We start from the raw sequence: 18,917 nt of genomic DNA on the forward strand, positions 1-18,917 counted from the left end.
AGTATGGGAATGAAAGCATCCAACGCCATTGCGACGTTTTTTAAGTATCTTGTCCTGATCCTGGTGGGCCTGATCATGATCTATCCCCTGCTGTGGATGGTCAGCGCTACCTTTAAGGACAACAGCGAGATCTTTGCAGGCATCGGCCTGTGGATCAAGAACCCCACCCTGGAGGGCTACAAGAACGCGCTGAACAACTTCGGCGGTTCCATCAACATCCTGCAGGCCATGCTGAACACTTATTCTTATGTTCTGCCCAAGGTCATCTGCACGGTGGTCTCCTCCTGCATTGCAGCCTACGGCTTTGGCCGTTTCGACTTCCCGGGCCGGAAGATCCTGTTCAGCATCATGCTGGCCACCCTGTTCCTGCCTCAGGTCGTTCTGAACGTTCCTCAGTTCCTGCTATACACCAAGTTCGGCTGGGTCAACAGCCCGTTCTATCTGGCCATCTGGGTCCACACTGCATTTGCAACTGAGACCTACTTTGTTTACCAGCTGGTGCAGTTCATGCGCAATGTCCCGCGCGATCTGGACGAGGCTGCCGCCATTGATGGCTGCAACTCCTTCCAGACCCTGTACAAGGTCATTGTCCCCATGCTGATGCCCGCTCTGGTGTCCTGCGCACTGTTCCAGTTCATGTGGAGCTGCAACGACTTCATGGGCCCCCTGCTTTACGTGCAGACCCCTGCAAAGTACCCCATGTCCCTGTTCGTCAAGCTGTCCATGGACGGTGATACCGGCTTTGCCTGGAACCGTATCCTGGCCCTGTCCCTGATCTCCATCCTGCCGCAGCTGATCGTTTTCTTCTGTGCACAGGATCAGTTCGTCGAAGGTATCTCCGCCGGTGCTGTCAAGGGCTAAGCACCCCCTCTGCGGACAGAACCATTGACTTTCGATGAATAAGCAACGCCCCCTGTGCACAGCACAGGGGGCGTTGTTCTTATCCGCGGTGGCTCTTGCGGTATTGCAGCGGCCCCGTTCCCATCGTCTCGCGGAACACGCGGCGGAAATGGGCGGCGGAGGCAAAGCCGGTCTGCTCGGCCACCGCGCTGATGTTCAGGTCGGTGCTCTCCAGCAGACGCTGGGCAGCCTCGATGCGGCGGCCATTGATGTAATCCACAATGGACTGGCCCGTGACCCGCCGGAACAGTCGGCTCAGGTAATAGGGTGACAGGTAGAACCGCGCAGCCACATCTGTCAGGGAAAATTTCTGCTGGTAGTTGGCTGCAAGGTAAGCGCAGATCTGTTCCACCGTCTCGTTGCGGGGGCGGATATCCTGTTTTTCACTGCGGCACTCCTGCTCCACATAGTGCAGGATGAGGGTAAGATAGATCATGCCGGGGCTTTCCGGCTCGCTCTCGGCGCTCTGCATCATGCCCAACAGGGTGCGCAGGCGGCCTGACCACTGCACCGGGCCGTACAGGGCCGTTTGTGCTCCCGGCTCGAACAGCGGCATGAAATCCCGCTGCATCAGGTTTTTGAGCACCGGGAGAACGCCCGCCGGGAACCGGCAGCCGAGGAGCTCGGGGGCAATGTGGCCCGCCTGCTGCAGCAGGCCTCCGCCGGGGCCCAGCAGCAGCACACAGCCCGGGTTCACCAGCAGGCTCTCGCCGCCCCGCACCAGCGTAAAGCTGCCGCCGGACACCAGAATGATCCGGCAGATCTCCTCCTCCTCGGCCAGCTCATACTGGCCGGTCTGGAACCGCAGCGCCTTTGCCGTTACCCGGCCGCTCCATTTTTCCCGTTCCGCTTTCATCCGCACACCCCATTCAACAGTTTCTTTTTCTCAGTGTACCATGCCTGCCACCTGTGGGCAACCCCCTACTCAAACACACTTTACATGGTCAAGTGTAAAACATGCCCGTCACCTGTGGGCAACCCATAAATCTTTCAACATCCAAGGAGGCATCCTGTTTATGAAGCTTTCCCTGATCCGTTCCATGACCCGCAGTGCCGTGTTCGAGCTGGAAAACGGCCTGTGCTATCGTCCGGCGCATCCCTTCACCATTCAGCTGAACGGCGAGACCGTTTACACTGCCTGCGAGACCAACGTGTTCTCCCTGTTCAGCCTGCTGCCCGGCACCCCCTACACGGTTGCCGTGCAGGCTGAGGGCGAGACCCTGACCCTCGATTTCACCACTGAGGCTGAGACCTTCTTTGTGGACGCATCCCGCTACGGCCTGGTGGCCGACGGCACCACCGACAACACCGGCAAGCTGCAGGCTGCCCTTTCCACCTGCCCCAAAGGCGGCACGGTGTATGTGCCCGCCGGGCGCTACCGCACCTCCAGCCTGTTTATGAAGAGCTGCACCACCCTCTACCTGGAAAAGGGTGCTGTGCTGCTGGGCGACAATGACCGCACCCACTACCCCATCCTGCCCGGTGTCATCCCCAGTGAGAACGAGGTGGATGAATACTACCTGACCGGCTGGGAGGGCAACCCGCTGGACAGCTTTGCCGGTCTGCTGAACATCACTCAGGTGCACGACGTGGTGGTGACCGGCGAGGGCACGCTGGACTGCGATGCCCAGAACGGCGACTGGTGGATCAACCAGAAGGTCAAGCGGATCGCATGGCGGCCCCGCGCGGTGGCCGCGGTGGACAGTGAGAATGTCTGCCTGCACGGCATCACGGTGCAGAACAGCTACTCCTGGACCATCCACCCCATCTTTGTCAAGCATCTGGATCTGCTGAACTTCAACATCAACAACCCCTACAACGCCCCCAACACCGACGGCATCGACCCCGAGAGCTGCGAGTACATCCGCATCATCGGTGCGAACATCCATGTGGGTGACGACTGCATTGCCATGAAAGCCAGCAAGGTGTTCCTGGGCATGAAGCTGAAAAAGAGCTGTGAGCACACTGTGATCCGGAACTGCCTGCTGGACAAGGGCCATGGCGGCATCGTCATCGGCAGCGAGATGAGCGGCGGCGTGAAGGATATGGTGGTGACCCAGTGCCTGATGGACCACACCGACCGCGGCCTGCGGGTCAAGACCCGGCGCGGCCGCGGCAACACCGCCGTCATCGACGGGCTGGTGTTCCGCAATGTGGAGATGCGGGGCGTCAAGACTCCCTTTGTCATCAATATGTTCTATTTCTGTGACCCGGACGGCCACAGCCCCTATGTCCAGTGCCGCGATGCTATGCCGGTGGATGAGTACACCCCCAAGCTGGGCAGCCTGACCATGGAGGATATCGTGGCTACCGACGCACAGTTCGCGGGCTGCTACTTCGACGGCCTGCCGGAGCAGCCCATCGAGCGCATCTCCATGAAGAATGTCACCATCACCTTTGACCCCAACGCCGAAGCCGGTCAGGCCGCCATGGCGGACAACCGCCCCAACGTGAAAAAGCTGGCCATCTACGCGGAGAACGTCAAGGAGATTGACCTGCACAACGTCAAGATCACCGGCTACGAGGGCGAGCGCCTGCGCTTTGCCAATGTCGGCCATTTCGAGGAGGACTGACCCATGACCCATGAAGAAATTCTCACCCTGCTGGGCGACTATGTGGACTACCTGATCGCCAATTCCAGCGCCGAAGCCCCCATGTGGAACATTGAAAAGGTGCGCAGCGGCAAGCCCAACAAGTGGAACTACATCGACGGCTGCATGATCACGGCCTGCCTGAGCCTTTACAAAACCACCGGGGACGAGAAGTACCTGAGCTTCTCCAAGGACTTCATCGACTTCTTTGTGCAGGAGGATGGCTCCATCAAGACCTATGACCCCAAGGAGTATAACCTGGACAACGTGAACCAGGGCAAGAACCTGTTCACCCTGTACGACATCTTCGGAGATGAGAAGTACCGCCGGGCCATTGACACCATCCGCAGCCAGCTGCTCACCCAGCCCCGCACCAAGGAGGGCAACTTCTGGCACAAGGATATCTACCCCTGGCAGGTCTGGCTGGACGGCACCTACATGGCCCAGCCCTTCTACATGGAGTACGAGACCCGCTACAACAAGATGCAGGGCTGTATTGACAGCTACAAGCAGTTTATGAACATCAAAAAACACATGCGGGACGAAAAGACCGGCCTGTACTACCACGGCTACGACGAGAGCCGCCAGATGTACTGGGCTGACCCCGTGACCGGCTGCAGCCCCAACTTCTGGCTGCGGGCCATGGGCTGGTTCATGGTGGCCATGGTGGATGTGCTGGAGCGGATGGACGAGCAGCTGTACAACGAGTACCGCGGCATCATGGCACAGCTCCGCCAGACCATTGAGGATGTGCACAAGTTCCAGGACGAGGAGACCGGCATGTTCTGGCAGGTGATGGATCACCCCGGCGTGGAGGGCAACTACCTTGAGACCAGCGGCACTGCCCTGTTCGCCTATGCGGTGCTCAAGGGCGTGCGCCTGGGCTACCTGCCCAAGCGGATGGCTGCCTGGGCTGAGAAAGCCTTCTACGGCACCTGTGACAGGTACCTCTCCAAGAACCCGGACGGCAGCCTGCAGCTGGATGGCATCTGCCTGGTGGCAGGTCTGGGCGGCAAGGACCACCGCGACGGCTCCCTGGCCTACTACTTCAGTGAGCCTGTGGTCTGCAACGATGCCAAGGGCGTAGGCCCCCTGGTGCTGGCCTACACCGAGATGATCGCCCGCAAGTAATACACGACACAGCAAAAAAGCGAACCGCCATGGTGACAGATGCCATGGCGGTTCGCTTTTACACTTTTTTCTTCGAGCACCCATCGTCCGGGTGCACATTCAGTATACCCGGACAGGTGCCCCCTGTAAAAGGTATCTTTTGTATTGCTGTGATATGTTTTTTGTATGGCTCACACTTCCGTGTGGGAGGCCGCGCTGCTGTCTTCATTTTCCTCATCGAGGTCAGGGCCGGTGCCCTCGTCCAGATCAAGGCGCAGGCGGTCGCTTTCCGCATCATCCAAGTCCCGTTCCTGCCGGGCATCGTATTCGATCCAGAACTCCTCCCGGTGCAGGGCAAAATCAAAGGCTGCCATCAGGCAGGCCCCGCCAAAGGCGCTGACCATCAGCACGATGCAGAGGAGCACCGAGAGGAAATCGTACTTCCAGCGCTGAGGCCTTGCGGCAAAATACAGCACCTCGCACCCCAGCAGGATCAGCCCTGCCGCCGGGGCGATCTTCAGCGCAAGCTCCCAGTTGAAATGCGGCACAAAGAAATAGCAGAGGAACAGCACGCCGCAGGCGATCAGGCAGACTCCCAGTGTCAGGGTGCCCACCCGGCGCACCGGGGCACTCTCCGGGGCTTTGGGGGCCGGGCGCTCTGTTGTGTTATTCTTCTCGTCCATCGTCCTCATCCTCCGGGTCAAGGGTCACCTCACCGGTCGTATCCGGCTCTGCCTTGCGGGCAAAGCGGTCCAGCAGGCTGGGCATCTTCTTTTCGGGCTGATACTCCTGAAAATCGGTCTCCTCCGGGGCGGCGGCTTCCGGGGCAGCTTTCTTTGCTCTGGGGCCCCGCACCAGCCAGATACCGCACAGGATCAGCGCCACGCAGAGCACCACCTCGGGCAGTTGATCCATCACCAGATAGATGGCCCGCCACACCGGAGCCTTCTGACCCCAGCGCCACAGGATATCGCCCAGCGTGTTCATAATGATCTGCTCGTAGGCGATCAGCGCACCGATGGCGATCAGGCACCAGCCCACCAGCTTGTGGCTGTCCATCATCATCCGTGCAAGGCGCTTGTCCTGCGGATCGAAGTGGACCAGATAATCGTCCTCCGGGGCGGTGCCCATGCTGATCTGGGCACGCAGGTTGAAGGTGTCGAAAAAGCTGTACATGAACACCACCAGCAGCGCAAACGCGATGGGCGGGATCAGCATGGCTGCCATGCTGATGGCAGCCGCCATCAGCACCAGCGAAAGGCCGCGCTTCATATATCCCTGATACATCTGGCCCGCGCCCGGGATAAAGGCGAACAGCAGGGTCAGGATGCCATTTTTCTTCATAATCGTTCCCTCATTTCTCTGTATTCGGGGTGTTGCCCGCGATCTTATCGGTCACATCCGTGAGCAGCTTGTGGAGCAAAGAGGAGCTTTCGCCGGCATAGCGGCGGTCCTGTTTTGTCTCCACGGGTCTCCCCAGCTGTTCCGGCGCGGCCTGCGGTCGGTCGTCCTCAATGGGGCGGTATTGCAGGGTGTTCTCCGGAGCCGGGTCGTTCTGGCCGGGTTCCCAGAGCTGGCTCTGGTCGGTTTCCAGCACGGTCTCCCGCCCGGCACCATACTGGATGATCTGCTGCAGCGCCCCGCTCCGCCACAGGGTCAGGGCCAGCACAGCGGCCACACCGGCCACGGCAGCCCTGCCATAGGTATTCTGCATCAGGCGGGCCCAGATCGTGCCCATCACCGCGCCCTGCACACTCTTTGGCGGTGTTTCCAGTGCATCGGCGGTCAAAAGGGCCGTGTAGCGGTCCATGCACTGGTCACAATAGGAGAGGTGTTCGGCGGCTTCCAGCCTGCCCAGCTCATCCAGCTGGCCGTTCATCATGGCCCGGAAGCCCGCGTCGGTCATGCAGCCATCTTCACGAAACAATTCCATCTTCGCTCCTCCTTTCCTGACGGATCTGCTCCGCCAGCATTTTCTTTGCCCGGTAGATCTGCGCCTCCACCGTCTTTTGGGGCCTGCCGCAGAGGGCTGCCGCCTCGGCGGCGGTGCGGCCCTCCAGCAGCATCAGGCGGCAGGGGGTGCGGTACGGCTCCCGCATTCCCAGGATCTTCCCGGTCAGGGTCTCCTCGCTCATGGCATCCAGCACCTGCTGCTCCGGGTCGGAGCCGGGCGGCGCGCCTTCCAGTGCAAGGATATCATCTCCCGGGGTGTTCACCCGGCGCACCCACGCACTGCGCAGGTAGTCCTTGGCTTTGTTGGAAGCGATACGCGCCAGCCACTGCTTTTCGTACCCGGGCGGGCAGCGGTCAATGGCCCGCCATGCGGCCAGAAAAGTCTCCTGTGCCAGATCCTGGGCATCGCCCTCGTCCGGCACCAGCTGGTGGCAGACCGTGTAGACCAGCCCCTGATACTGCCGCACCAGCGCATTGAATTCCAGTGTTGTCAACGGTCCGCATCCCTCCTTTCCTGCCGCTCTGTAATTGAATACGAAACAGAGCGCGGTTTTCCTGCATGAAAAGCAAAACTTTTGAGGCCAACCCTCTCAGTCAAAGCCTTTCGGCTTTGCCAGCTCCCCCGAAGGGGGAGCCCTTGGCATAATGGGCAAGTCTCTTTTGCAATGCCTCAAGTTATGCTATACTATTACTACTATAGCACAAGAAGGAGGCGGTTTCCATGGGGAGAAGCACCAAACAAGCCCTGCTGCAGGCGCTTTCGGCGGCAAAGGGAGCCTATATCTCAGGCCAGCAGCTGGCCGAAGCGCTGGGCGTGAGCCGCGCGGCTGTCCACAAGGCAGCACAGGCGCTTTCGGCCCAGGGATACGCGCTGGATTCCGCCCCGCGCCGGGGCTACCGGCTGGCAGGCGGTGACCCCTTCTGCGCCGAGGCGGTGGGCCCCTACCCCGCCCCCATTCACATCTACGACACACTGCAAAGCTCCAACCTGACGGCCAAGCAGCTGGCGCTGGGCGGTGCGCCCCACGGCACGCTGGTGCTCACGGCCCACCAGAAGGCGGGGCGCGGGCGGCTGGGGCGGCGGTTTGAAAGCCCCGCCGGGAAGGGGGTCTACCTCTCCCTCATCCTGCGGCCCACACTTTCTGCTGCCGATGCCCAGAGCGCGACCATCAGTGCGGCGGTGGCCGTGGCCCGGGCTGTCAAGGCCCTGTGCGGGCTGGAACTGGGCATCAAATGGGTGAACGACCTTTACTATCAGGGCCGCAAGGTCTGCGGCATCCTGACCGAAGCCGGGACCGACATGGAGAGCGGCCAGCTGGAATGGCTGGTGGTGGGCATCGGTCTCAACCTGACCACCTCCCCTGCCGACTGGCCCGAGGAGCTGGCCCGCACGGCAGGCAGCCTTTACCCCGGCGGCCCCGCACCCGTGAGCCGGACGGTGCTGGCCGGGGCCATTGCCCGGGAGCTGCTCTCCCTCTGCCCGGCCTTCGACTGTCTGGACGAGTACCGGGCCCGCTGTTTTGTGCCGGGCCACTGGGTCACCGTCTGCACCGGGGCCGAGACCTATGCCGCAAAGGCCCTTTCCATTGACGATGCGGGCCGTCTGGTGGTGGAGCGCGAGGGCGGCAGGCAGATTGCCCTGCAGCACGGCGAGGTCAGCATCCGGCCCACCTCCACAACATGAAAAATGACCCCTTCCGCCACGCCGACGCATGACGGAAAGGGTCATTTTCTTTTAAGAGATATGTACCGCTTCCAGCACCCTGATGCCCTCCTGCTCCATCACGTCGCGCAGGGCCTCGAGGTAGCCGGGCTTGTCCACCTTGTTCTCAATGCAGCAGGTCAGCACGCCGTGCAGGCTGGTGACCTCCATTGCAAGGGACGCACCGTCCGGCAGCACCCAGGTCTGGAAATCGGTCAGGTACGCTTCCAGCTCCGGGCTGTGCGGCAGCAGCGGGCTGCCGATGTAACTGACCCAGAAATCTGCCGGGAAGCCGCTGATGTACTCGCCCATCTGGAACACACGCTTCTTGATCTTGAGCGCGGCCTTCTGCCGGAACACCTGATACACCCAGCCCATCTGTTCGGCCATGCGGAACAGGCGGCGCTCCGGGGTCAGGCTTTCCCGGATCTCATGGTCGAGCCGCCTTGCAAAGCTGTGGAGCCGGGCCTGCGGCTCCAGCTGCAGGGACAGCTGAAAGGACGCAATGCAGTTGTACAAGGCATGCGGCACCCCCAGCGCCGCGCGGGTGTCGGCGGCATAGCTGTACACAAGATCATTCTTTTCCAGATACCGCTGCGCTGCCTGGCAGGTCAGCCCCATGAGGGCGCTGAAGGGCTTCACGCCCTCCTTCTGCGCCAGATCCACAAGGCTCTGCCTGTCCAGCCGCAGCCGCTGAAAATGGGGCGTGCCCTCGTGGATCTGCAGCACGTCCTTCTGCATGTCGTTGGCCACCTGGCTCTCCGGGTAGCAGGCCAGCAGCTGTTCCACATCGTAGGGCGGGTCAGAGGCAAGGGCCTCGCACACAAAACCGGCGTTGGAGCGCAGGTTGCAGTAGAGCTTGAGCAGCAGGGTGAAAAAGGGCGCGCTGCCCCGGCCATCGGCCAGGAAGTGGAACCAGTCCAGATAGACCGTGTTCCCCTCATAGCCCAGCGAGAAGAGATAATCGTTCGTCTCCTCGGGGATCTTTGGCTGGGTGCTGCCCTGCCGCACACGGCAGGGGGCAGTGTTGGGCTCCAGACGGGCCTCCCGCTTTTCCCACACCACATGGCAGAAATAATATTCTGCCAGCGGGCGGGCCGCATCCAGTGCCTGCTGCAGAAGGGCCGGGTCAACGGCCTCCTTCAGCGTGGCCTGATAGCGGCAGAGGACCTGATTTTCACGGTAGTAGTAGACGATGCCCTGAAACACCGCACGCTGCTCTGCATTCATCCGGAATTTACCCCGCGTTCTCGGCCAGATAATCGGCCAGATCGCCGATGGTCACAAAGTTGCGCAGCTCCTTTTCGGGGATGCGCAGACCAAAGGTCTCTTCCAGATCGGCCACGACGGTCAGGATCTCCATAGAGGACAGATCCAGATCATCCATCATCACGCTGTTTTCGTTGACATCCTCGGGCGAGATCTCTGCCACATCCTCCAGAATTGCCAGGATCTGAGACATGATTTCTGCTCTTTCCATCAAAAAATCTTCCTTTCCGTGAGGGATTTTTTATCGCCTGCAAGGGCGCAGTTTCAGTATGCCACGCGCCGGGCCGGTTTAGCCAGCGGGCGGGGCATTCCTGTGTTTTATAATACCTGTTTTATGGAGGAAATGCAACACACCGGCCGCCCGGTTTTGCGCTTTTTTTACAATTTCCGCGCTTACCTGCGCAGCAGCTTGCCCATGGCGTTGCGGGGCAGGGGCTCGGTGCTGAACTCCACCGCCGTGATCCGCTGGTACAGCGGCAGGGTGCGGTTCAACCCAGTGATAAAGGCCCGGACCTCTGCCTGCTTTTCCTCGGCACAGCAGATCAGCGCGCCGATCTTTTTGCCCATCTCCTTGACCACACACTCCTGCACCTCAGGGCAGGCGTTGAGCTTTCTTTCCAGCTCCTCGGGACTGACGTTCTCGCCGGTGCCCAGAATGATCAGGTTCTTCTTCCGGCCCACCATGTAGTAATAGCCGTCCTCGTCCTCACGGGCCAGGTCGCCGGTGTGGAGCCAGCCGTCTTTGTCGATGATCTCGGCGGTGGCTTCGGGATCCTTATAGTAGCCCAGCATCACACAGCCGCCCCGGATGCAGATCTCGCCGGTCTCATCCAGCTTGTACTCGCAGTGGCTGTCCGGCTTGCCCAGCGCCCGGATATGGGGCTCTGCTTGGGCGTAGTTCACCAGACCATCGCCGCAGGTCTCGGTCATGCCGTAGCACTGGGTGATGTACATGCCGTTTTCCACCAGACCCAGCAGCATCTCGCTGTCGAACATGGCAGAGCTGCCGCAGGGGTTCCACAGGCCGTTCAGCTTATCGGCGCGGCCGCGCTTGACATCCTTGTAGATGCTCTCCATCAGCACCGGGGCCACGGCAATGGAATCGCTGTGCATCAGCCCCAGATCCCGGTAGAAATTCCGCAGATCACTGCAAAGGTTCAGGGCCCAGCCCTTGAAGGGCCAGGAGAACAGGCAGATAAAGGTGCCCAGATGGAACAGGGGCAGGATGGCAAAGTTGCTCAGGACATCGTTTTTGTCCTCGGGCAGCTGCCGGTGCTTGAAGTCCAGCAAGTGGTCGCCCATGGCAACGTGCATCTGCATCACGGTAAAGAAGTTCCGCTCTGCCAGCATCACGGCCTTGCTGCGGCCGGTGGTGCCGGAGGTGAACAGCATGACCATCAGGGCATTGGGGTCGATCTTCTTTTCCAGCCCGCCGGGCGCGGTGTCCTTCCAGACATCCATCGGCCGCAAGCGTTCCCCATACGCAGCCTCCAGCTGGTCACGGCAGCCGTAGTCCACCCCATCGTTCAGGATGAGGGCAGGCTCTGCCAGCTCCAGCTCCCAGCTCAGCTCATCCCAGGCCTTTTTCTGGTTCATCGTTACCAGAACAGCCCCGGCCAGCACAGCGCCAAAGGTATTCACGCCGTACTCATAGCAGTTCCGGCTCAACAGGACCACCCGCTTGCCCTCCACCTCCGGGATGTTCCGGGCAAACCAGGCAGCGGCGCGGCGGATATCCTGTGCATACTCGGCATAGGTCTTTTCCTTCACGGTGCCGGTGGCATCCTCTACCCAGCGGAAGGCCACCCGCCCGGGGAATTCCTGCTCCATTGTCCGGGTAACAAGATCATAGACATTGTTTACCATGGTCTGCTCCTTTTTTCTCCCGTTTGGTTTTACTTGCGCAGCAGCTTGCCCAGCGCGTTGCGGGGCAGGGGCTCGGCGCTGCACTCCACCACGGAGATGCGCTTGTACATGGGCAGGGTGCGGTTCAGCTCGGTGACAAAAGCCTTCACCTGCTGCTGCCTGTCATCCTCACAGCAGACCACGGTGCCGATCTTCTTGCCCATCTCCTTGACGATGCACTCCTTGATGGCATCGCACTTGCCCAGCAGCTTTTCCAGCTCCTCGGGGCTGACGTTCTCGCCGCTGTCCAGAATGATGAGGTTCTTCTTGCGGCCGGTCATATAGTAGTAGCCTTCCTCGTCCACGCGGGCCAGGTCGCCGGTGTGGAGCCAGCCGTCCTTGTCGATGGTCTCGGCAGTGGCCTCGGGGTCCTTATAGTAGCCCAGCATCACGCAGCCGCCGCGGACGCAGATCTCGCCGGTCTCGTCCACCTTGACCTCACAGAAGCCGTCCGGCTTGCCCAGGGCACGCAGGTGGTCGCCCTCCTGGGTCACGTTCAGCAGGCCATAGCCGGCCAGCTCGGTCATGGAGTAGCACTGGTTGATGTAGAAGCCATTCTTCACCAGATCGCTCAGGATGGCGGGATCGAGGATGGCAGAGCTGCAGCTCAGGTTCCACAGCCCGTTCAGGCGGTCGGCATGGCCGCGCTTGACCTCGTTGCAAATCATCTCCACCAGCACCGGAGGGGTAGACATGGCATCGCTGTGCATCAGGCTCATATCCCGGCGCAGGTCGCGGGCATCACAGCAGAGATTCAGGGTCCAGCCCTGCACGCCATAGACAAAGTAGCAGATGAAACCGGCCAGATGGAACATGGGCACCAGCGTAAAGTGGCTGAAGGTCTGGTCGAGGTACTGGGGTACCAGCCGCTCCTCATGGTCAAGGACGGACTTCAGGCCATCGATGTACATCTGGCAGGCGGTGAAGTAGTTCTTCTCGCTCAGCATCACACCCTTGCTGCGGCCGGTGGTGCCGGAAGTGAACATCAGCATCAGCAGACCCTCGTGGTCGATGCGGTTGACCATCTCAGCCTCAGGGGCAGCGGTCCAGGCATCCATGGGGCGGAGCCGAGCGCCGTAAAGTGCTTCCAGCTGGGCGCGATAGCCGTAATCGATGCCGTCATTGAAGATGAGGTCCGGCTCCACCATGCCCAGCTCATACTCCAGCTCGGCCCAGGTCTTGCCCTGGTTCAGGGTCACGATGACAGCGCCTGCCATCATGGTGCCGAAAACGACCGCGCCATACTCATAGTTGGTGCGGCTCAGGATGACGATCTTCTTGCCCTTGGGCTCGCCCAGCTCCTGCTGCAGGTAGCCGGTCGCTTTGCGGATATCCTGCACATACTGAGCGTAGGTCTTTTCCACCACCGTGTCCTTGCCCTCCACATAGCGGAACGCCACACGGTCAGCATACTTATTCTGCATCGCAGAGATCATATCAAAAACGGTCATCGGCATATTTGCCACGGTCACAACTTCGTTACAAGCCTTGTTTGCCATTATTTTACACTCCCTGTTTATTTTTGTTAAATTATTCCCTTTTGTTTCCTCCAAATGGAATCTTCTGGGCACTCTAGCCTAGAGTATACCGCATAGAGGGCTTAAATGCAAGATTTAATTGCACAAATATGCAACCTAAGCTTGCAGTCAATCTGTGCACCCGGATGTAAATCCTGCCTTTTGTTGCGGGCAGGCCGTGAGTGTGGTACACTTTTCCCGGTATCCGCCCACCGTGCTTTCTCCCTGCGTTTGATTGACAGCAAGGGCAAAAAGCATTATACTTATTATAAATATCTCTAATTTTTAACATGATGCGCCAAAAATCCGGCAATTCTGCCATCCCGGGGCGGGGTGCGGCGCAGAGGAGGACCTTTTTATGGAGGGAACCAAACGCCGTGCCGCAAATTCGCTGGGCATGTTCGATCTGCTCAAGGGTGTCGGCATGCTGACCATCGTCTTTGCCCACACCGGTGAGCTTTACCCCATGGGCGATGCCAGCCACATCAACCCGCTGACCTTTTGCATGTTCGCCTACCGCGAATCCCTGATGGCGGCCTTTTACATTGCCAGCGGCTACGGCTTCCGCAAGCGCTCCATCGGCAAGTGTATCGACCAGCAGTTCAAAACGCTGTTCAAGCCTTACATCTATACAGGCATTGCCACCACCGTGTTCCATTTTATCATCCATTACAGCCTGTTCGGCAGCCTGCACAACGCCACCTACGAGACCTACAAGGTGCTGGGCGGCTTTGCACTGGGCCTGCCCCACACGGCCACCTATTTCGGCCAGCTGTTCTTCTCCTGCGGCCCCATGTGGTATCTGCTCTCGCTGATGATCGCATGGATCCTGCTGGATCTCATCCTGAATATCTTCCCGGAGCAGTACATAAACTGGGCGGTGCTGGGTACCATGCTGTTAGGCTGGGGCATCTGCATCACCTGGGAGGCCCCTTTTTGCATCGGCCAGGGCATGGTCACTGTTCCGGCTCTGTATGTGGGACACCTTGCCAAGAAGTATAAGATCTTTGAGCAGCCCCTCTCGCCCCGTCTGCGCGGCGGGATGATCGCGGCGGCGCTGGCTGTGGCCGCACTGGTGCTTCTTACCAAGAGCACCGACTGCGTCTCGATGGCCGAGTGGACCCTCGGCCCCGTGAGCATCCTGCTGGATGCCGTAACGGGCCTGGGCATCCTTTCCATCGTCATCTGGTTCCAGCGCAGGGTGGAGAACGTTGTCACCCACGCCATCCAGGCCATTGGCCGCCGTTCGCTGTTCATCTTCTGCGTCCACACCGTGGAGCTTACGGCCATTCCCTGGTATCTGATGCCCCAGAAGTTTGCGGCTCACCCGGTGCTGGGCATGGTGCTGCAGTTCACCCTTTCGCTGGGCTCCACCCTGCTCATCTGCGAACTGCTGGTGCGCCGCCGGGACCTGAAGTTCTGGCTCACCTCCCGCCGGGAGCAGAAGGCGGCGGAAGCGCCCCGCCGGCGCAGCGCCCGCACCGAAGCGCCTGAGCGTCATTTTGCGGCAAAACACTGATTTTTTGCAGAGGGTGCACCCTCTGCTGAAGTGAAATAATATTATGAGGAGAATCCGGTTATGAACAACGCAGCTCCTGAGAACACTGCGGCTCTGCAGGAAAAGATCGCCGAGCTGGAACAGCAGCTCAAGCTTTCGGACGAAGGTGCTTCCCATCTGGCAGAGCGCTGCCTTTCCCTGGAACAGAAGGTGCAGTCCTACCTTGCGGCACACCCCCAGCGCGAGATGCACACTGACTCGCCCACTCTGCTGCAGCCGCTGCTCTATTATGATGCAGGCTTCGGCTTTTCGGAAAAGGACACCCTGACCGCGCCCGACTGCACCACCGACGAGCTGACCGGTGCTGTGACCGCGACCTTTGAGCTGCCGGTGGCCGTGCAGGCCCTGCGGTTCGACCCGGGTGAGCTGCCCTGCTGCATCACCAACCTGATCTTTTCAGACGACCGCATCATCTGCGTGCCCACCAACGGCCTGAACCTTTCCGGTGGAAGCACCCTGTTCCTGGGCGATGACCCCAACTACCGGCTGGAGGGCACCACCCACTACCCCGCCGGGATGAAGCTGGTGGTGAGCTATGGCTACTTCCCGCTGGAGACCCTGACGGACGAGCCTTTGTTCTGCGCCGTGCTGCAGGGCGTGCAGCAGCTCCAGCTGCGCAAGGACTGCGAAAAGCAGCATATCCAGCAGCTGGAGCAGAATGCCGCGGCCCAGCAGCAGACGGTGGCCGCCCTGCAGCAGGAGATCGCACAGCTGCACCAGAAAAACGCCGATCTGCAGGCCCGGAGCACTGCCTACGAGACCTCGCTGGAAAGCGTGTTTTCCAGTAAAAGCTGGAAGCTCACTGCTCCCATCCGCAGCCTGATGCGCCTGTTCCACCGTGGAAACTGAGAAGCGGAACGGAGGAACAGCCATGTATAACAATTACACCCCCCTGCAGCAGCGTCAGCTGGCCCTGCAGGAGTACAGCAACACCCAGAGCACCTATCTGCTGGTCTACGCACCGGTCCGCAGCACGGCCCTGAAAGCCACCCTGACTGACCAGCTCCACCGCAAGTTCCGGTTGGTGGACCGGCTGGGCGGGGAGCTGACCGCAAGCGTGGACGGCGTGCTTCTGGCCGCCGAGGACGTGGAGCTGATGTCCACCGCCCTGATGTACTTTGCCAAAGCCCTGCAGGATGGGGCGGATTACGTCGTCTGCAACGCTGTGTTCGGCTTTGGCGGGGCGACTGCCCTCTATCAGAGCCAGCCGCTGCAGGCGCAGAACCGCTGCGCCGTGGTCAGCCGCACCCTGCTGGAGCGCTGCCGCGCCGCCGCCCATGACCCCGAAAATGTGCCCGAGCTGCTGGCGCTGGCCGCGCAGCTCTGCACTAAGCCCACTCTCATTCAGCAGGCCCTGCTCCACTACGAGCGCGGCATCTGCGCCGAGGATGCGTTTTCGGCCCATGGCAAACGTGCCTTTATTATGAGCCATGTGCTGGATATGACCGGTGCGCCCATCGTGCTGGTGAGTGCCGTGCCGGTGCTGCGCAGCATGGGGTATGAGGTACTTGTGCTGGGCCCCAGTGATGGCGGCTCCCTGCATCTCTTCCTGGATGCCGGGGCCTCGGTCATCACCCGGTCGTCCTGCCGCAATGTCTCCGATGCCTGGGGCATGGCTCTCTGTGCCGACTTCGTCATCGCCAACACGGTGGTCATGGCCCGGGCTGTCCGTGCCCTGAGCGGCACCGCCGTGCCGGTGCTGTGGTGGCTCCACGATGCCTTTGCAGGCTATCCCCACATTGCCCACCAGATCCCCACCCAGCTGGGAGAGAATGTCCGGGTCTACTCGGTGGGCAGCCACGCCGCCAACGCCATGCACGCCGTGCGGCCCGAGTTCGAGATCCGGCCGCTCATCTACGGCCTGCCTGATTACGCGGCAGAGAACTTTGTCCGCACCGATCTGGGCTACAACCACGGCCGCCCGCTGTTTGCCACGGTGGGCTCCTTTGAGCGCCGCAAGGGCCACGATATCTTCTGCAAGGCCATCCGCCTGCTGCCGCCCGAGGTACGGGAGAAGGCCGCCTTCCTCTTTGTGGGCCAGGCCGCTGACAAGGAGATGATGGACTCCGTCCGCGCCCTGACCGCAGACTACCCGGAAAACGTGTACTACTGCAAGCGGCTCACCCGTGACGAGATCAAGAGCCTGATGGAGCAGTGCACCGGTTTGGTCTGTGCTTCCCGCGATGATCCCATGCCCACCTTTGTCACCGAGGGTCTGATCTTCGGCAAGCCATCCATCGTATCGGAGCACACCGGCACCGCCGGGCTCATCTCCGAGGGGCAGAACGGCTTCGTTTACCACGACGACGACCCGCAGCAGCTGGCTGTCCTGCTGGAGCACGCCATTGAACACCCGGAAGAACTGGCCTCCATGCGGACAGAATGCCGCAAAATGTACGAGCAGTATTATTCCAAGGAGGCTTTTGAGCAGACGCTCCGGGCTGCTGTGGAAGATCTGACAGCGAAAAAGTAACACAAAACCTCTCCGTCATTGCTTCGCAATGCCACTTTTCCTCATAGGGGCAACAGCAACAACCGCCGCCAGTGGCGGATAAAGGGCGTTGCTGTTGGGGCCGCGGCCAGCAAGACACAAGTGTTGTTTCCAACACGAAGTGGATGCTGGGAGCCGCAACCCGAACCTGGCGAACGAAGTAAGCCTGAGAGGTTCTTTTTTTATCATATCACACAAAGTGACGAGAAAAATTTTGTTTCAGTTCACAAAAACAAGGTTCCGCTGTGTTATACTGCAAGCAGTATCGTGAAAGGAGCCTTGTCCCATGGAACAGACCAACACCCCCCAGCAGCCCTCCCGCAAAAAGGCGATCCTTTCTCTGCTGGTGCTGCTGGCGCTGACCTGCGTTGTGGTTTTCATCTTCAGCAGCCACTGGGCCGAGATCTCGACCGCGCTGGCCCAGCTCTCCTTCTGGCAGGTGCTGCTGGTGCTGGCCATCGGCCTGACATACCCCCTGCTTGAGGGAATCGTCTGCTGGCTCATCATCCGCTGCCGCCTGCCGGGCTTCACCCTGCGGCGCGGCTTGGATGCCGCCTTTGTGGGCATCTTTGGCAACGTGGTCGGCCTGGGTGCCGGGGCTGTGCCCATGGAGTCCTACTATCTCTACCACTGCGGCCTGCCGCTGGGCCCCGGTGTGGGCCTGATGACCCTGCAATATGTATTCCACAAGACCACCGTTCTGCTCTATGCCACTGTGATGCTCCTGCTACAGCACCGTTGGCTCGCCGCCAACACCTCCGGCGTGATGCACTATCTGCCAGCCGCCTACTGCGTAGTGGCGCTGGTCATCGTGACGCTGGTGCTGCTCTGTGTCTCGCCGCTGGTGCAGCGGCTGGCCCGCTGGGCCATGGGCTTTCTGCCCAAAACAGAACCGTGGCAGACCCGCCGGGAAAAGTGGCTGGAGCAGCTGGACACTCTGGCCACCGAGAGCCGCCTCCTGCTGGCCGACAAGGGCCGCTGTGCCCGTATCCTTGCCGTGCAGACCCTCAAGCTGTTTCTGATGTTCACTCTGCCGTGGTTCTGCATCCGGTTCATGGGGCTTTCCTGCGGGCTGAGCTTCTGGCAGGTACAGCTGCTCACCAGCCTGATGCTCTTCCTTTCCAACGCCCTGCCCAATGTGGCAGGCATGGGCTCCATTGAAACAGCCTTTCTGCTGGTGTTCAGCAGCTTTATGACCAGCGGCGAGGCCATGAGCACCCTGATGCTCTTCCGCATCGCAAGCTACTATTTTGTGTTTGCCGCCAGCGCCGCAGGCACTTTTGCGGCGCAGAAGCATCTGGAGAACAGTTGACATCCTGCGCATTCCGGCACTATAATGAAAGCGTACTCTTTGAAGATCTCTGGCCGCCCAGCTGTGCGGCCCGCCAAAGGAGAACGCCTTATGGAAAACAAAAGTCTCCGTTTTTATGCCATCATGGCCCTCTGGGTCGTGTTGTTCGTGCTGTTGTTCATTTCCAACCGCCGCGTTGACCTGAAAACTGACATCAATAAAAGCACTTCCGTCTCCGTCAGTGTGGAGGATACCGTCAGCCTGAGCCCCGCTGTGGTCACCACCCGCGCCTATTCTGCTAGCGATGACACCTATCAGGCATTTTTCGAGATCCTGCAAAACGCGAGCTGCTACCAAAAATTCAGCCAGAATGCCCGCTCCTACTCCCACGACTACGAAGCGCATTCCATCACCCTGCGCTTTGCAGACGATGCCAGCCAAAACCTGCTTTTCACCGTCTATTCAGACGGGGTCTGCCAGGTAAACGGAAAATTCGTCTTCCTCCGCTCCCCCGATGGAAACGCGGAGGCGATCTACCAGCTGCTGCGGGATGCGGTGGTGTAAAGAATGTTGCCCGCTCCCCGGGATGCGGCTGATCAACGACCGGGACAAAACAAAAATCGGGGCACT

18 protein-coding genes are annotated in these 18,917 nt (G+C 60.3%); 9 read left to right on the forward strand and 9 right to left on the reverse strand.

All coding sequences use genetic code 11. The annotated features are described in order from the left end of the window. Nucleotides 1–3: 3 nt before the first annotated feature. Nucleotides 4–861: a carbohydrate ABC transporter permease gene (locus GXM22_RS11970; protein WP_005934944.1), complete on the forward strand. Its 858-nt coding sequence runs from the start codon at nt 4–6 to the stop codon at nt 859–861. Nucleotides 862–940: 79 nt separating this feature from the next. Here GXM22_RS11970 and GXM22_RS11975 read toward each other — a convergent pair whose 3' ends face one another. After that, complete coding sequence (locus GXM22_RS11975) at nt 941–1,756, reverse strand: AraC family transcriptional regulator (protein WP_005934945.1); 816 nt, start codon at nt 1,754–1,756, stop codon at nt 941–943. Nucleotides 1,757–1,916: 160 nt separating this feature from the next. Here GXM22_RS11975 and GXM22_RS11980 point away from each other — a divergent pair, with 160 nt between their 5' ends. Together GXM22_RS11980 and GXM22_RS11985 are read left to right on the forward strand one after the other, a co-directional pair. Further along, nucleotides 1,917–3,473 (forward strand): glycoside hydrolase family 28 protein, encoded by a 1,557-nt coding sequence (locus GXM22_RS11980; protein WP_005934946.1) that lies wholly within the window; start codon nt 1,917–1,919, stop codon nt 3,471–3,473. Nucleotides 3,474–3,476: 3 nt separating this feature from the next. Further along, complete coding sequence (locus GXM22_RS11985; RefSeq protein ID WP_005934947.1) at nt 3,477–4,622, forward strand: glycoside hydrolase family 88/105 protein; 1,146 nt, start codon at nt 3,477–3,479, stop codon at nt 4,620–4,622. A 170-nt stretch (nt 4,623–4,792) separates the two neighbouring features. Here the strand turns inward: GXM22_RS11985 and GXM22_RS11990 are convergent, their stop codons facing one another. Genes GXM22_RS11990 through GXM22_RS12005 form a run of 4 tightly spaced genes read right to left on the reverse strand, consistent with a single transcriptional unit; the run spans nt 4,793 to nt 7,048 of the window. Then, a complete protein-coding gene (locus GXM22_RS11990) occupies nt 4,793–5,284 on the reverse strand; it encodes a hypothetical protein (RefSeq protein WP_005934948.1) in 492 nt (163 codons plus the stop codon). After that, nucleotides 5,268–5,945: a hypothetical protein gene (locus tag GXM22_RS11995; RefSeq protein ID WP_005934949.1), complete on the reverse strand. Its 678-nt coding sequence runs from the start codon at nt 5,943–5,945 to the stop codon at nt 5,268–5,270. The genes GXM22_RS11990 and GXM22_RS11995 overlap by 17 nt, the downstream gene beginning before the upstream one ends. 10 nt (nt 5,946–5,955) lie before the next feature. After that, the gene (locus tag GXM22_RS12000; RefSeq protein WP_005934950.1) at nt 5,956–6,534 is read right to left on the reverse strand and encodes a hypothetical protein; all 579 of its coding nucleotides are present in this window, start codon (nt 6,532–6,534) and stop codon (nt 5,956–5,958) included. Continuing rightward, nucleotides 6,518–7,048: an RNA polymerase sigma factor gene (locus GXM22_RS12005; protein ID WP_005934952.1), complete on the reverse strand. Its 531-nt coding sequence runs from the start codon at nt 7,046–7,048 to the stop codon at nt 6,518–6,520. Before GXM22_RS12005 ends, GXM22_RS12000 begins: the two co-directional genes overlap by 17 nt. A 227-nt stretch (nt 7,049–7,275) precedes the next feature. Between GXM22_RS12005 and GXM22_RS12010 the strand changes: the two genes are divergently transcribed. Beyond that, nucleotides 7,276–8,238, forward strand: coding sequence for a biotin--[acetyl-CoA-carboxylase] ligase (locus GXM22_RS12010; RefSeq protein ID WP_005934953.1), 963 nt, complete (start codon nt 7,276–7,278; stop codon nt 8,236–8,238). A gap of 51 nt (nt 8,239–8,289) precedes the next feature. Here GXM22_RS12010 and GXM22_RS12015 read toward each other — a convergent pair whose 3' ends face one another. The 4 genes from GXM22_RS12015 to GXM22_RS12030 all read right to left on the reverse strand — a co-directional run bounded on the left by GXM22_RS12015 (nt 8,290) and on the right by GXM22_RS12030 (nt 12,929). Beyond that, nucleotides 8,290–9,486, reverse strand: coding sequence for a hypothetical protein (locus tag GXM22_RS12015; RefSeq protein ID WP_005934954.1), 1,197 nt, complete (start codon nt 9,484–9,486; stop codon nt 8,290–8,292). 7 nt (nt 9,487–9,493) lie between these two features. After that, entirely contained in the window at nt 9,494–9,736 is a 243-nt protein-coding gene (locus GXM22_RS12020; protein WP_005934955.1) for an acyl carrier protein, read from the reverse strand. Between the two features lie 182 nt (nt 9,737–9,918). After that, nucleotides 9,919–11,391, reverse strand: coding sequence for a class I adenylate-forming enzyme family protein (locus tag GXM22_RS12025; RefSeq protein WP_005934956.1), 1,473 nt, complete (start codon nt 11,389–11,391; stop codon nt 9,919–9,921). Nucleotides 11,392–11,420: 29 nt separating this feature from the next. Continuing rightward, nucleotides 11,421–12,929 (reverse strand): class I adenylate-forming enzyme family protein, encoded by a 1,509-nt coding sequence (locus GXM22_RS12030; RefSeq protein ID WP_005934957.1) that lies wholly within the window; start codon nt 12,927–12,929, stop codon nt 11,421–11,423. A 376-nt stretch (nt 12,930–13,305) separates the two neighbouring features. On the opposite strand from GXM22_RS12030, the gene GXM22_RS12035 reads away from it, so the two are divergent. The 5 genes from GXM22_RS12035 (at nt 13,306) to GXM22_RS12055 (ending at nt 18,851) form a co-directional block, all read left to right on the forward strand. Next, nucleotides 13,306–14,466, forward strand: a complete 1,161-nt coding sequence (locus GXM22_RS12035; RefSeq protein ID WP_005934959.1) for an acyltransferase family protein — start codon at nt 13,306–13,308, stop codon at nt 14,464–14,466. 60 nt (nt 14,467–14,526) lie between these two features. Then, nucleotides 14,527–15,354 carry a hypothetical protein gene (locus tag GXM22_RS12040; RefSeq protein ID WP_005934960.1) on the forward strand — a complete coding sequence of 276 codons (828 nt, stop codon included), beginning with the start codon at nt 14,527–14,529 and terminating at the stop codon, nt 15,352–15,354. A gap of 22 nt (nt 15,355–15,376) precedes the next feature. After that, on the forward strand, nt 15,377–16,978 hold the full coding sequence (locus GXM22_RS12045) for a glycosyltransferase (protein ID WP_005934961.1): 1,602 nt from the start codon (nt 15,377–15,379) through the stop codon (nt 16,976–16,978). A gap of 304 nt (nt 16,979–17,282) precedes the next feature. Continuing rightward, nucleotides 17,283–18,308: a lysylphosphatidylglycerol synthase transmembrane domain-containing protein gene (locus GXM22_RS12050; protein WP_005934962.1), complete on the forward strand. Its 1,026-nt coding sequence runs from the start codon at nt 17,283–17,285 to the stop codon at nt 18,306–18,308. Between the two features lie 90 nt (nt 18,309–18,398). After that, nucleotides 18,399–18,851, forward strand: a complete 453-nt coding sequence (locus tag GXM22_RS12055) for a hypothetical protein (protein WP_050762814.1) — start codon at nt 18,399–18,401, stop codon at nt 18,849–18,851. Nucleotides 18,852–18,917 lie beyond the last annotated feature (66 nt).

It is taken from the genome of Faecalibacterium duncaniae (assembly GCF_010509575.1).
GTDB lineage: Bacteria > Bacillota > Clostridia > Oscillospirales > Ruminococcaceae > Faecalibacterium > Faecalibacterium duncaniae.